Genomic DNA, 12581 nt, shown 5'->3' with positions numbered 1-12581 from the left:
GAAACATACTAATTGACGTCTTTCCGGAAATATTTTCCGCAGACCGCCAATTATGTTTCTAACGGGGGAGCGGATTTTTTGTGAGCTCTCAGAGAGGTCGACCTAGTTCCGCACTCAGATCATCAATGAACTGCGCGGCGACGCGACCTGACCGGCTGCCGCGGGTTAGTGCCCACTGAAGCGCTTTGCGGCGCAGGTCCTCGGGTGAGATCGGGAGTTTGCGAGCTTCGGCGTAGGCGTTGACGATCTCCAGATATTCATCCTGGCTCGCCCCATACAAACCGATCCAGAGGCCAAACCGGTCTGAAAGAGAGACTTTTTCTTCGATGGCCTCGGAGGGATTTATGGCACTGCCGGTTTCGTTCTCGATCATGTCACGCGGCATCAGATGACGACGGTTCGAGGTGGCATAGACGAGCACGTTGTCCGGCCGCCCTCCGATGCCGCCATCCAGAACCGATTTGAGGGATTTGTAATCGGCGTCCTGGCTTTCGAACGACAGGTCATCGCAGAACAGGATGCAGCGACGATCGGTCGTGCGCAGAACGGCCAGTAATTTCGGAAGGGTAGAAAGTTCGTCACGCTGGATTTCGATCAGGGCCAACGTTGGCTTTCCCTTGGCGCGCTGCTCGGCGTTGACCGTGGCAATCGAAGCCTTCACCAGCGAGGACTTCCCCATGCCACGAGCGCCCCAAAGCATCACATTATTGGCCGTGAAGCCTTCTGCGAAGTGGCGGGTGTTCGTCATGACCTGCGAAATCTGCCGCTCAATCCCCCTAAGCAGGGAGAGGGAGACACCGGAAACCTTCTCGACAGGAGCCAGTGTGCCCATTGCAGCCTGCCAAATGAACGCATCATGATGTTTCAGACTATCAGCACTTGGCGGTTTGGGGCTCATGCGCTCCAGGCTGTCCGCAATACGTTCAAGGACGCTGAGCAGGGCGTGATCGGTCATGGAATTCGCTTTGTGCCAGTGATGAAGGAAGCGCCCGTCCTTGACGGGGAAACTCCGGACGATATGGTCCCCGCACGTTTCACTCAAGACTGGACCAATATTCCATGAGCAGTCTGTTCATTTCTTCCGCACAGGCCGCCGATGGCGGCGGGCTCCTTGCGAACCCGACGGTGCTTCAGTTCGCCCCGATGCTCTTCATCTTCGTGGTTTTCTATTTCCTGCTGATCCGCCCACAGCAGCAGCGTCAGCGCAAGCTGCGTGAAGAGCAGGGTGCCCTGCGTCGCGGTGACAAGATCGTGACGGCTGGCGGTATCGTCGGTGTCGTGCAGGCGACACGTGACGGCAGTGACGAGGTTGATGTCGAAATCGCTCAGGGCGTTCGCGTAAAGATCGTTCGCAGCACGATCACGAACATCGTGTCCCGCGACAAGGCTGCAAACGACTCCTGATCGGATCGTAAGGCGCCAGGAAAAACGCCCCGCCGGGAGACCGGTCGGGGCGTTTTCCGTTTTTAGACTGTCTGAAAAGTTCAGGCAGACTTCAGCTCGGCTTCGGCAAACTCATAGTTCGCCAGCTTGTCGAGATAGTTGGTGATGTAGTCCGGACGGCGGTTGCGGAAGTCGAGGTAGTAGGCGTGCTCCCAGACGTCGAGGCCAAGAAGGGCCTTGCCATGACCTTCGGCGAGCGGGTTGGAGCCATTGGCCGTCTTCGTCACGGCAAGCTTGCCGGACTTGTCGAGAACGAGCCAGGCCCAGCCGGAGCCGAACTGCGTTGTGGCAGCCTGCTTGAATGCGGTCTTGAAAGCTTCCACGGAACCGAAGTCTTCCGTGATCTTCTTTTCAAGAGATGTCGGCAGCTTGCCACCTGTCGGGGACAGGTTCTTCCAGAACAGAATGTGGTTCCAGTGCTGGCCGGCATTGTTGAAAACCGGAGCAATGTCAGGCTTGCCATGAGAGAAGGCGATGATCTCTTCAAGGGACTTGCCAGCCAGTTCCGGCTTGCTTTCGACGAAGCCGTTCAGGGCTGTGACATAGGCCTGATGGTGCTTGCCGTGATGAAGTTCCAGGGTCTCCTGGCACATGCCTGCGCCTGCGAGCGCGTTGGCGGCGTAGGGCAGTGAAGGCAGTTCGAAGGCCATGATGTTACTCCTTGGCAAAATGAAGAAGTCATTCTCTCACGGTTGAGAGGTGACCACTGTCATAATCGATCTCATTTATGAGGCGTGTTGGCAACGCTGTGTTCCATCGCGCCGAGCAGGGCTGAGTAATCTTCATCGGCATGGCGACGGTTCGAAAGAGCCAGAGCCTGATCCGCCACGGCCATGGCGGGCATGAAAGCCCCTGCCTTCCGTCCCGCATCCATAAGCAGTCCCATATCCTTGGACATCAGGCGTGTGGGGAACTGCGACGGGAAAGACTGGTCCTGCGCCATCTTGAGCTTGCGCTTGTGATGGGGGCTGATGACCGCGACCTGTTGAAGTGCGTCAAATAGAACATCCCGGTCCAGACCGGCCGAAAGGCCGAAACTGACGCCCTCCGCCACGACATTCAGTGTCGCGCCCATGATGCCGTTAATGACAAGCTTCAGACGTGCGGCCGAACCGATTGGTCCGGCATGAATCGTCAGTTTCCCGATGATATCCAGAATCGGTTGGGCTCGTTCCACGGTTTCCGCGTCACCGCCTGCCAGCATGACCAGATCGCCCGTTTCGGCTTCTGGCGTGCTGCCAGACATCGGGGTTTCGAGAACGACGAAACCGTTCTCCGCGCCAAGTTTTGCCAGTGCGAGGGCCTGCTCCGGAGAAACGGTGGATGTATCCAGAACCAGCTTGCCGGCGGATATGCCAGCGAGCATTCCGTTATCGCCGTGCAGAGACTGGTTCTCTGCAGCATCGTTAGGCACACAAAGAATGACAACGTCTGCCGCTTCAGCGATGGCGCGAGGCGTGGGGAGCATCTCCGTCTCGTCTTTGCCGCCTGAAGGTGCAAAGGCCACCACTGAATATCCGGCACGTCGCAGGTTCGCCCCCATGAGGCGGGCCATGGCGCCGTAGCCGATAAAACCGATTTTCATATCGGGCATGCAAACAGGCTCCTTACTATGCGTTGCACAAACTCACGCATTATGGCTGCCAGAGTTTCATCCAGATCGGAAATTGATCATGGCGATTTTTCGCTATCCGCGTCCGGCGTCCTCGGACATCACACCCAAAGACGTCTATCTGTCACGTCGTGAAATGCTCGGGGCAGGCGCTCTGAGCCTGACGGCTGCTCTTGCCGGTACTGCCAGCGCGGATGCACTGAAAACGCATCCGGGCCCATATTCCGGCGGTTTGGCGCCGACGCCTGAAGAGTTCGTGACTGGCTACAATAACTTTTACGAGTTTGGGATGGAGAAGGATGATCCGGTCTCCCATTCCGGTGATTTCCACCCGCTGCCCTGGACGCTGGAAATCAGCGGAATGGTGAAAAAGCCGCAGCGGCTGGATGTCGGTGCCCTGTTGAAGTCGTCCGACATTGAAGAACGGATCTATCGGATGCGGTGTGTGGAGGCCTGGTCCATGGTCATTCCATGGGATGGTATTCCACTGGCCAAATTGCTCCAGGCGGCCGAGCCGGAAAGTGGAGCAAAATATGTCGCATTTGAAAGTGTCGTGCGGCCTTCGGAAATGCCGGGACAGAGTAGCGCCTTCTCCGGAATTTCCTGGCCGTATGTTGAGGGCTTGCGGCTGGATGAGGCCATGAATCCGCTGACGCTTCTGGCTGTCGGGATTTATGGTGAGAGCCTGCCCAACCAGAACGGGGCACCGATCCGGCTGGTGGTGCCGTGGAAATACGGGTTCAAGGGTATTAAATCCATCCAGCGCATTCGTCTTCTGGATAGGCAGCCTCCCACAACATGGAATCGTCTCGCGCCAAGCGAGTACGGTTTTTATGCCAATGTGAACCCGCAGGTGGATCATCCCCGGTGGAGCCAGGCCAGTGAGCGTGTCATCGGCTCCAAAACGCTTTTCGGCACGAAGCGTCAGCCGACTCTGATGTTCAATGGATATGGAGAGCAGGTGGCGGACCTGTATCGCGGCATGAACCTGCATGACAATTTCTAGAAGTCGGGTGCCGGCGTTTATGCGGCGTTACTGGTCTGTTGTTCTGTATCCGCTCGGCCTGCTTCCTGCCGTCTGGCTCGTTTTGCAGGGACAGAACGGGGATCTGGGGGCAGACCCGGTCAATGTCTTTGAGCGCTCTCTTGGTCTGTGGGCGTTCCGCTTTCTGCTGATCTGTCTGGCGCTGGCGCCAATTCAGCGACTGATCGGCTTCAATTTATTGCGTTTCCGTAGGCTGACCGGTTTGCTCGCCTTTTTCTACGCCGTTCTGCATCTGGCTGCATATGTGGTGCTGGACCTCCAGTTTGATGTCAGAATTTTCTGGCGGGATTTGACGCACCGACCGTTCATCATCCTCGGCATGGTGGCGCTTGCGTTCCTGCTTCCCTTGGCTCTGACGTCCAACCGGTTTTCGATGAAACGCCTGAAGAGAAGCTGGAAGCGACTGCATCGTTTTGTTTACGGTGCAGCCGTTCTTGCTGGCATTCACTTCTTCCTGTCATTCAAGACCCTGAATGGAACAAGTGCGCTCTATCTGAGCCTGCTGGCACTCGTCCTTTTGGCAAGGGCACCCATGATCTGGAGCGGTTTCAGGCGGAAGGGCGCAAGGCAGCCTTGATCTTTGGCATCAGGGACGTGAGGACGTATTTCCGCTGAACGAGAAGATCCTCGCTCGCTGGTTCTGATGGAAGATGACAGGTATCTGCAAGAAGCAGGCCATCAGGAAGGCGTGTGATGTCGCCGGGCCTGAAATCAAGGCGCGTCAGGGGGATGCCACAGGCTCCAAGCGCAATGATGTGGGCACTGACACCCAGTACCAGAACCAGGCGAAGCTGCGTCATGGTCTGAAGTTCGCGACAAAGAGCTGCGCTGCACAGTTCCAGCTCCTCTGGCTGAGGAACGCCGTCGGTGGGCAGCGAAGCTGTTACTCCGGTAATCCGTCCCATGATGAGGGGAGCGGCATTCTCTTCCGAAGTGAAAACTATTTCCTGTTCTTCCAGGAAGGGAACAAGTGTCTGGATGGCTTCTGCCGGATCAAGACAGATCACCAGAAGTTCGGCAGACAGGGGGCCGAGGCCTTGATGATCTGCGTTTGTTTCTGGTGCCGGGGGCACTGGGATGGGTGCGGTTGATCCGGAAGAAGCCTGGGGTGTCATGTATCGCTGGTCTCGTCACTGTTGATGTCGGCTGGATGACGAACGGGCGCCTGCCGGGTCCGCTGTTCTGACTGGCGGCGGGTGAAGGACGGGGCGATATCGGCCAGTTCCACAAAGCGGTCAGCCTGTCTGCGCAGATCGTCTCCGATCATCGGCGGCGTCGAGCGCATCGAGGAAATAACGGTTACGCGCACGCCCCGGTTCTGGGCGGCTTCAACCGCACGGCGCAGATCGGAGTCACCGCTGATGATGACGGCATGATCCAGTCTTGAAGACTGTTCGAGCAGATCGACGGTGAGTTCGACATCCATATTCCCCTTGATACGGCGTCTTCCTGAATGATCCGTAAACTCACGGGCATTTTTCAGGATAAGATGAAAACCGTTATAGGCGAGCCAGTCTGTCAGGGGGCGAAGAGGGGAGTAGTCGTCCGTTTCAGGCATGGCCGCATAATAGAAGGCACGCTGAAACTGGCACTGGCTTTCAAACAGGGAACGAAGGCTACGAAAATCGACTTCAAACCCGAGGTTGCGTGCAGCATGATGAAGGCTGGCGCCATCAATGAAGAGAGCGGTGCGTTCGTTCTGACGCAGAAGCATATGATATTCCTGGTTGTAAAATGATCTTCCCGCGCAGGGAGCTGTTAGGTGGTCCTGCCATGAACAGGTCAAACGATCCCGGAGACACTTAAGTTTTCTTTGTGATTATGGCAGAAAAGCGGGCACGCGTTGCATTGCCACGATCAGCGTGCTAATGCCAGTTTCTTCTTGTATCCATTTTTTGTAGTTTTACCCGAAGGGGGCCAGTCGCATGGCGCGTGTAACCGTCGAAGATTGCATCGAAAAGGTTCCAAACCGTTTCGAGCTGGTTCTGCTGGCTGCCCAGCGTGCCCGCGCTCTGTCTCGTGGCGAAGAAATGCTGCTTGACCGTGACAATGACAAGAACCCTGTTGTTGCACTGCGTGAAATCGCTGAAGACAAGCTGAGCCTCACTGGTCTGCGTGATGGCATCATCCGCTCGCTGGCGCGTGCGCCGGAGCCGGAGCCAGTAGACGAAGAAGTCATGGACATCATCCCGACCGACCAGAACATCTTTGGTCTGCAGGATGTGTCTTCCGAAGAAGAACATGCTCACATGGCCGAGAACATGTCTTCCGACGAAGCTGCTGCCATTGAAGCAGAGTTGGGTGGCCGGGGTCGCCGCTGATTTCTCTGCTATCCTGACAAAGAGGAGTGTGCATCATGCCTGACGCATCTCCTCCTGTTGAGCGGACCGCTGTCGCAACGGGAGATTTCAAACCTTCCATCAGCGGGCTGCTCCGTCGGATCGAAAGTTATGATCCGACAGCCGACCTGTCCCGTGTCGAGGCTGCCTATGATCTGGCGGCTGATGCTCACAATGAGCAACGCCGGGATAATGGCGACGCCTACATCACTCATCCTATTGCGGTTGCCAATATTCTTGCAGGTTTCCGGATGGACACGACGTCCATCATTGTCGGTTTGCTGCATGACACGGTTGAGGACACGGGTGTCTCCTGTGCGTCCCTGAAAAACCGTTTTGGCGAGGATGTTGCCTCTCTCGTTGATGGTGTGACGAAGCTGACGCGGCTTGAGCTTCAGTCAGACCGGACGAAACAGGCGGAAAACTTCCGGAAGCTTGTCCTGGCGATGTCGCGGGATATCCGCGTTCTGATCGTCAAGCTCGCCGATCGTTTGCACAACATGCGCACGCTGCATTATGTCCAGAGGCTGGACCGGCGGCAGCGTATCGCCCGTGAGACCATGGATATTTATGCGCCTCTGGCCGAGCGCATCGGTATGGATCGGGTCAAGACGGAGCTTCAAAACCTCTCCTTTGCCCAGCTTGAGCCGGAAGCCGACGCGACCATCCGCGCGCGCCTGAACTTCCTGCGCGGGCAGGGGGCTGACATCATTGAGCATATCCGCAAGGAACTGATTGCTCTGTGTGTGGAGGCTGGCCTCGACAAGGTGGAAGTGACCGGGCGTGAAAAATCGCCTTTCTCCATCTGGGAAAAAATGCAGCGCCGGAACGTGGCGTTCGAGCAGCTTTCGGACATCATGGCATTCCGTCTGCTCGTTCCAACCCGTGATGCCTGCTACATGGCGTTGGGGGCGATCCACGGCGCCTACCCAATGATTGCCGGGCGCTTCAAGGATTACATTTCTACCCCGAAGGCGAACGGCTATCAGAGCCTTCACACCGGGGTGACGCTGCGGCATCCGCGGAACCAGAAAATCGAAGTCCAGATCCGTACAGCCGAGATGCATGACCTCGCCGAGAATGGTGTTGCTTCGCATTGGGCTTACAAGGAAAACGCGACTCCCAGCGAGCGCGAGGCAGCGGCGCTGTCTTCCGCTTTTGGGGCTGGAAATCGCAAACTGCGCTGGGTTCAGGACCTTCTGGAAATTCTGGAAGACAGTCAGGCTCCCGACGAGTTTCTCGAGAATACCAAGCTTGAGCTCTATCAGGATCAGGTCTTCTGCTTCACGCCAAAGGGACAGCTGATCTCCCTGCCGCGTGGCGCAACGCCGGTAGATTTTGCTTACGCGGTTCACAGTCAGGTTGGTGATACCTGCGTAGGGGCAAAGGTGAACGGGCGGCTGATGCCGCTGCGTCACGAGCTTCAGAACGGCGACCAGGTCGAGATCATGACGGCTCGCGGCGGCACGCCGTCTCCGTCCTGGGAACGGTTCGTCGTCACAGGCAAGGCGCGTGCACGTGTGCGGCGCTTTGTGGCGGCTCAGCAGCGTCAGGTCCATGTGGACAATGGGCGTGCTGCGATTGCCAAAGCGTTCCGTCAGGAAGGTGTGGACGGTTCCGAAAAGGTGCTGGATGGCATCCTGAAGGAACTGCGGCAGGCTTCCGTGGAAGATCTGTATGTCGCGGTTGGTAATGGTCAGCTTGGCCCGAAAGATGTGGTCAACACGGCTTATCCGGATCTGCGTCAGACCGGTCGCGCTCCGCGGATGGTGCCTGGGTTGTCTCCGCGCTTTGGTCAGTCACTTCTTCTTGGCGCGGGCAACGGCTCTGCGCGACCAGTGCCTGTCCAGTCGACCAATATTCTCAAGGGCATCGGGACGGGTATTGCCACCAGTTTCGCAGGTTGCTGTCGTCCGTTGCCCGGGGATCCGATTGTTGGAATCATTGCCCAGAGCAAGGGCGTGACCATTCATCGGCGTGGATGCCAGAATCTTTCGAGTTTTGCCGATACACCAGAGCGCTTCATTGAAGTCGACTGGGATTATGAGGCTCTGGGTCGCCGCAAGGATGCGGTGCCCTATACGGCGCGTCTGTCCGTTATTGCAGCTAACGAGCCAGAAGTTCTGGCAACGCTGACCAATACGGCGGCCAAGCATAGTGGCAGCGTCGTTAATCTGAAGATCGTAAACCGCCAGCTCGATTTCATGGAAATTCTGGTCGATCTTGAAGTGCGTGATCTGAGGCACCTTTCGTCCCTGATTGCTGCATTCCGGACCGCAGTAGGCGTCATGCAGGTCGAGCGCGCGAAGGGGTGACGGCGTGATTCTCGGCATGGGAACGGACCTGTGCATGATCTCCCGCATTGAGCGCAGCATTGACCGGTTTGGCGCACGTTTTCTGGCGCGGGTTTTCACAGAGGCTGAACGCACCCATGCGGAGCGCCTCTCAGGCGCGGCCCGTATGGGAAGCTATGCCAAGCGGTGGGCGGCAAAGGAAGCCTGCGTCAAGGCATTGGGAACTGGTGTAGCTGAGGGTGTGCAGCTTCAGGACATTGGTGTTCTGAATGATGAGAAGGGCGCGCCAAGGCTTGTTCTGTCCGGTGGGGCCCGTCTTGCATTGGAGCGAATGACGCCTGAAGGATGTCGGGGAGATGTGCTCGTCAGTCTGACGGACGATCCTCCCTTTGCTCTGGCGCAGGTCATCATTCAGTCTGTTAAGGTTTGAAGCGCTCGCCATTGCGGGCAAGCTGCGTTAAGAGCGTCTCATGACTCAGGAGAAAAGCCCCGTGAAGGGTTCAGAGAAGGCTGGCGTGAAGCCAGCAGCCCGTGAAGAATCTCTGGGGGAGACCGTACGCTGGCTCGCCCTGATGGTACTGGCAGTTGTGGCTGTGCGTTCTCTGGTATTCGAACCGTTCAACATTCCGTCCGGTTCCATGATTCCAACCCTGCAGATCGGGGACTTCGTTTACGTCTCGAAGTTCAGCTACGGTTATTCCCGGTTCTCATTTCCGTTTTCACCGAACCTGTTCAATGGCCGGATCATGGGAGCGGAGCCGCATCGCGGAGATGTAGCCGTCTTCCGCTATACGCAGAACACATCGATTGACTACATCAAGCGGATTGTCGGTCTGCCGGGTGATCATATCCAGATGACAGGTGGCAAGCTCTTCCTGAACGGAATTGAGGTGCCGCGGACGTCTCTCGGACATTATGAGGTGCTGGACGAGAACAATCGTCTTCTCAGCGGAGAGCGATATCGTGAAAGTCTGCCCGGGAGTGCTGGGCGGCCGTCTGTCGATCATGAAATCCTGAAGCTGACAGACGAAGGCTTTGCCAACGATACCCCTGAATACGTTGTGCCGCAGGGCTATTTCTTTGCGATGGGCGATGACCGCGACGATAGCGCCGACAGCCGCTTCCAGGGAGATGGTCCGGACGACCTCGGATATGTGCCGATGCAGAACCTTGTCGGTCGTGCGCCGATGGTCCTGTTCTCAATCGATCTGCGGCATCCGGCGTGGCAGTTCTGGTACTGGCCTGTCGAGATCCGCTGGAATCGCTTTCTGCATCCTGTCACATGAAGCTGTCACAGGAAGAGGCCATGGAGGCCATGGAGCAGGCGCTCGGTCATCGCTTTGCGAACCGGGACCTGCTTCTGGAAGCGTTGACGCACCGCTCGGCCGTCAGTGGGCGTGATCCCCGTAGAGGAAAACGTACTCAGGGGCCGAAGGGGACCGGTTCAAACGAGCGGCTTGAATTTATAGGAGACCGCGTTCTGGGTCTGCTGATGGCGGAATGGCTCTTTGAGCAGTATCCGCTGGAGCAGGAAGGGGCGCTCGGTCCGAGGCATGCGCATCTGGTATCGCGTCCAGTTCTGGCTGAGATTGCGGACGACATCAGACTGTCTTCAGCGCTGAGAATTTCCCCTCATGAAGAGGCTGCGGGAATTCGGCGTCTGTCCAGTATTCGCGCGGACGCAATGGAGGCTCTTCTAGGGGCACTCTATCTGGATGCCGGGCTGGAGCCTGCGCGCCAGGTTGTTCGCAAGCAGTGGGGCAGCCGGATTGATAATCAGGCGCGCCCCCACAAGGAGCCCAAGACCCTGTTGCAGGAATATCTCCTGTCGCAGGGCCTCCCGCTCCCGAAATATGAGCTTCTTGCCGCTGAAGGGCCGTCGCATGCGCCGGTCTTCCGCGTTGCTGTTCAGGCCCGGGGTCTGACGGGACGCGGTGAGGCGGGAAGCAAGCGTGTGGCAGAAAGTGCCGCCGCAATTGATCTTCTGACACTTCTTGGTCAAGACGTAGCGTCGTGAGGCGCATGTGGAAAAGGATAGGAACATGACCACACGCTGCGGTTTCGTCGCCCTTGTCGGGGCGCCGAATGCTGGAAAATCAACCCTGCTGAACCGGATTGCCGGTGCCAAGCTCTCCATTGTCAGCCCCAAGGCTCAGACAACGCGTTTCCGGACGCTGGGGATTGTGGTTCATCAGGACGCCCAGATTATTCTCGTTGACCTGCCGGGTATCTTCAAGCCGCGCCGTCGTCTGGACCGGGCTATGGTGAATGCCGCCTGGACCGGTTCGCAGGATGCTGATCTCACGCTTCTGCTGATCGATGCGAAAGCAGGTCTGCGCGAGGATGTTCGTGAGATCATCGGTAAGCTGGCTGAAGGCAAGAAGAAGGTTTGGCTGGTTCTGAACAAGACGGATCTGGTCAGTGCGGAAGAGCTTCTTCCCCTGACGCAGGAAGTCAGTGGTTTGCTGAGTGTTGAGCATGTGTTCATGCTGAGCGCACGCTCCGGCGATGGCGTCGAAGACCTGATGAACCATCTGGCGCGTGAACTTCCGGAAGGTCCGTATCTCTATCCAGAGGATGATCTGACCGACCTGCCAGACCGCCTGCTCGCGGCAGAACTGGTTCGGGAGCAGATTTTCATGCAGACGCATGAAGAGATTCCCTATCAGGCGACGGTGGAGACCGAGAGCTTCAAGGAACGTCCTGATGGCTCGGTTCGCATCGAGGTGACAATTTATGTGTCTCGCCCGGGCCACAAGGCCATCCTGATCGGAGAAGGTGGCCACAAGATCAAGTCCATTGGTGCGCGCGCACGTCAGGAGCTTCAGGGGCTGCTGGAGCGGACATGCCATCTTTTCCTGAACGTGAAGGAACGTGCCGGATGGGATGAGGAAAAAGCCCGTCTGAGAGCGATCGGGCTGGAAGAATAACAACAGGCGTCTGTCAGAGGAGGGAGGGTGTCTTCTGATGCCTCTCTTCTGACATCGCTTGTTCCCAGCCGTCTGCGTCTGTATGAACAGGCGCAAAGTCACCACAATCCAGCAAGAGACGGGCACGATGACCGACAAACGAGAAGAAAGCCCCTCCTATAAGCGCGTCCTGCTCAAGGTGTCCGGTGAGGCACTGATGGGCAAGGGCTCCGGTGGAGTAGACCCGGAAATGGTGGATATGGTCGCCGCCGATATTGCTGCGGTTGTGGCATCCGGCGTTCAGGTCTGCCTGGTTGTCGGTGGTGGCAACATTTTCCGTGGCCTGTCTGCGGCAGCGCGCGGCATGGATCGTGCGCAAGGTGATTATGCTGGCATGCTGGCAACGATCATCAATGCGCTGATGCTTCAGAATGGTCTGGAGCGTCAGGGGCTTGAGACGCGTGTCATGACGGCCATTCAGATGGCGGCGATTGCCGAACCGTATATCCGTCGTCGTGCTGTCCGTCACATGGAGAAGGGGCGGGTCGTCATATTCGCGGCAGGGACGGGCAATCCGTTCTTCACGACGGATACGGCCGCAGCCCTGCGTGCCAACGAAATGGAATGTGACGCCCTGTTCAAGGGAACGCAGGTTGACGGAATTTATTCAGATGACCCGCGTCGCAATCCGGATGCCGTGCGTTATGACCAGTTGACCTATATGGATGTTCTGGCCCGGCAGTTGAATGTCATGGATGCGGCAGCCATCAGCCTTGCCCGTGAAAATAAATTGCCGATTGTGGTCTTTAACATGCATGCTCCGGGCGCATTTGCCACTGTCGTGCGTGGCGAAGGTCGCTTTACGCGGGTCATTGAGGCTGGCTGAAAGCCTCATTTTCAACGAACCTTTCAGGATAATATCCTGAACCTTACGTCGAT

15 protein-coding genes are annotated in these 12581 nt (G+C 57.3%); 10 read left to right on the top strand and 5 right to left on the bottom strand.

What is annotated here, in order from left to right; genetic code table 11:
* Nucleotides 1–88 precede the first annotated feature (88 nt).
* Nucleotides 89–1042, bottom strand: a complete 954-nt coding sequence (locus B7444_RS08065; RefSeq protein WP_007282491.1) for an ATP-binding protein — start codon at nt 1040–1042, stop codon at nt 89–91.
* A 17-nt stretch (nt 1043–1059) separates the two neighbouring features.
* Between B7444_RS08065 and yajC the strand changes: the two genes are divergently transcribed.
* The gene (gene yajC, locus B7444_RS08060) at nt 1060–1404 is read left to right on the top strand and encodes a preprotein translocase subunit YajC (RefSeq protein ID WP_007282490.1); all 345 of its coding nucleotides are present in this window, start codon (nt 1060–1062) and stop codon (nt 1402–1404) included.
* Between the two features lie 80 nt (nt 1405–1484).
* On the opposite strand, the gene B7444_RS08055 is transcribed toward yajC, so the two are convergent.
* Together B7444_RS08055 and B7444_RS08050 are read right to left on the bottom strand one after the other, a co-directional pair.
* Nucleotides 1485–2093, bottom strand: coding sequence for a superoxide dismutase (locus tag B7444_RS08055; protein ID WP_007282489.1), 609 nt, complete (start codon nt 2091–2093; stop codon nt 1485–1487).
* 71 nt (nt 2094–2164) lie between these two features.
* Complete coding sequence (locus tag B7444_RS08050; protein WP_007282488.1) at nt 2165–3037, bottom strand: NAD(P)-dependent oxidoreductase; 873 nt, start codon at nt 3035–3037, stop codon at nt 2165–2167.
* Between the two features lie 79 nt (nt 3038–3116).
* Here B7444_RS08050 and msrP point away from each other — a divergent pair, with 79 nt between their 5' ends.
* Together msrP and msrQ are read left to right on the top strand one after the other, a co-directional pair.
* Nucleotides 3117–4061, top strand: coding sequence for a protein-methionine-sulfoxide reductase catalytic subunit MsrP (msrP, locus tag B7444_RS08045; protein WP_035729931.1), 945 nt, complete (start codon nt 3117–3119; stop codon nt 4059–4061).
* A complete protein-coding gene (gene msrQ / locus B7444_RS08040; protein WP_231502899.1) occupies nt 4048–4677 on the top strand; it encodes a protein-methionine-sulfoxide reductase heme-binding subunit MsrQ in 630 nt (209 codons plus the stop codon). The genes msrP and msrQ overlap by 14 nt, the downstream gene beginning before the upstream one ends.
* On the opposite strand, the gene B7444_RS08035 is transcribed toward msrQ, so the two are convergent.
* Together B7444_RS08035 and B7444_RS08030 are read right to left on the bottom strand one after the other, a co-directional pair.
* Entirely contained in the window at nt 4649–5215 is a 567-nt protein-coding gene (locus tag B7444_RS08035; protein WP_186810542.1) for a uracil-DNA glycosylase family protein, read from the bottom strand. The genes msrQ and B7444_RS08035 overlap by 29 nt on opposite strands.
* Complete coding sequence (locus tag B7444_RS08030; protein ID WP_007282484.1) at nt 5212–5814, bottom strand: LabA-like NYN domain-containing protein; 603 nt, start codon at nt 5812–5814, stop codon at nt 5212–5214. The genes B7444_RS08035 and B7444_RS08030 overlap by 4 nt, the downstream gene beginning before the upstream one ends.
* 211 nt (nt 5815–6025) lie before the next feature.
* On the opposite strand from B7444_RS08030, the gene rpoZ reads away from it, so the two are divergent.
* The 7 genes from rpoZ to pyrH all read left to right on the top strand — a co-directional run bounded on the left by rpoZ (nt 6026) and on the right by pyrH (nt 12528).
* Nucleotides 6026–6421 (top strand): DNA-directed RNA polymerase subunit omega, encoded by a 396-nt coding sequence (rpoZ, locus tag B7444_RS08025; RefSeq protein ID WP_007282483.1) that lies wholly within the window; start codon nt 6026–6028, stop codon nt 6419–6421.
* A 35-nt stretch (nt 6422–6456) separates the two neighbouring features.
* A complete protein-coding gene (locus tag B7444_RS08020) occupies nt 6457–8754 on the top strand; it encodes a RelA/SpoT family protein (protein WP_035729939.1) in 2298 nt (765 codons plus the stop codon).
* A 4-nt stretch (nt 8755–8758) separates the two neighbouring features.
* Complete coding sequence (gene acpS / locus B7444_RS08015) at nt 8759–9163, top strand: holo-ACP synthase (RefSeq protein ID WP_007282481.1); 405 nt, start codon at nt 8759–8761, stop codon at nt 9161–9163.
* A 40-nt stretch (nt 9164–9203) separates the two neighbouring features.
* Nucleotides 9204–10019 (top strand): signal peptidase I, encoded by an 816-nt coding sequence (lepB, locus tag B7444_RS08010; protein ID WP_007282480.1) that lies wholly within the window; start codon nt 9204–9206, stop codon nt 10017–10019.
* On the top strand, nt 10016–10750 hold the full coding sequence (rnc, locus tag B7444_RS08005; protein ID WP_007282479.1) for a ribonuclease III: 735 nt from the start codon (nt 10016–10018) through the stop codon (nt 10748–10750). Before lepB ends, rnc begins: the two co-directional genes overlap by 4 nt.
* Before the next feature lie 25 nt (nt 10751–10775).
* Nucleotides 10776–11663, top strand: coding sequence for a GTPase Era (gene era / locus B7444_RS08000; RefSeq protein WP_016737684.1), 888 nt, complete (start codon nt 10776–10778; stop codon nt 11661–11663).
* A 127-nt stretch (nt 11664–11790) separates the two neighbouring features.
* Nucleotides 11791–12528 (top strand): UMP kinase, encoded by a 738-nt coding sequence (gene pyrH / locus B7444_RS07995; protein ID WP_016737685.1) that lies wholly within the window; start codon nt 11791–11793, stop codon nt 12526–12528.
* Nucleotides 12529–12581 lie beyond the last annotated feature (53 nt).

Origin of the sequence: Gluconobacter thailandicus F149-1 = NBRC 100600, assembly GCF_000964465.1 — a bacterium.
Classification (GTDB): domain Bacteria; phylum Pseudomonadota; class Alphaproteobacteria; order Acetobacterales; family Acetobacteraceae; genus Gluconobacter; species Gluconobacter thailandicus.
The sequence above is the reverse complement of the archived record's forward strand: the minus strand, read 5'-3'. Positions and strand labels throughout refer to the sequence as shown.

What these genes read in the sequence shown, in the direction of transcription:
- yajC (WP_007282490.1), top strand. Translation starts at nt 1,060, where the DNA reads ATGAGCAGTCTGTTCATTTCTTCCGCACAGGCCGCCGATGGCGGCGGG.
- B7444_RS08055 (WP_007282489.1), bottom strand. Translation starts at nt 2,093, where the DNA reads ATGGCCTTCGAACTGCCTTCACTGCCCTACGCCGCCAACGCGCTCGCA.
- B7444_RS08050 (WP_007282488.1), bottom strand. Translation starts at nt 3,037, where the DNA reads ATGCCCGATATGAAAATCGGTTTTATCGGCTACGGCGCCATGGCCCGC.
- msrP (WP_035729931.1), top strand. Translation starts at nt 3,117, where the DNA reads ATGGCGATTTTTCGCTATCCGCGTCCGGCGTCCTCGGACATCACACCC.
- msrQ (WP_231502899.1), top strand. Translation starts at nt 4,048, where the DNA reads ATGACAATTTCTAGAAGTCGGGTGCCGGCGTTTATGCGGCGTTACTGG.
- B7444_RS08035 (WP_186810542.1), bottom strand. Translation starts at nt 5,215, where the DNA reads ATGACACCCCAGGCTTCTTCCGGATCAACCGCACCCATCCCAGTGCCC.
- B7444_RS08030 (WP_007282484.1), bottom strand. Translation starts at nt 5,814, where the DNA reads ATGCTTCTGCGTCAGAACGAACGCACCGCTCTCTTCATTGATGGCGCC.
- rpoZ (WP_007282483.1), top strand. Translation starts at nt 6,026, where the DNA reads ATGGCGCGTGTAACCGTCGAAGATTGCATCGAAAAGGTTCCAAACCGT.
- B7444_RS08020 (WP_035729939.1), top strand. Translation starts at nt 6,457, where the DNA reads ATGCCTGACGCATCTCCTCCTGTTGAGCGGACCGCTGTCGCAACGGGA.
- lepB (WP_007282480.1), top strand. Translation starts at nt 9,204, where the DNA reads ATGACTCAGGAGAAAAGCCCCGTGAAGGGTTCAGAGAAGGCTGGCGTG.
- rnc (WP_007282479.1), top strand. Translation starts at nt 10,016, where the DNA reads ATGAAGCTGTCACAGGAAGAGGCCATGGAGGCCATGGAGCAGGCGCTC.
- era (WP_016737684.1), top strand. Translation starts at nt 10,776, where the DNA reads ATGACCACACGCTGCGGTTTCGTCGCCCTTGTCGGGGCGCCGAATGCT.
- pyrH (WP_016737685.1), top strand. Translation starts at nt 11,791, where the DNA reads ATGACCGACAAACGAGAAGAAAGCCCCTCCTATAAGCGCGTCCTGCTC.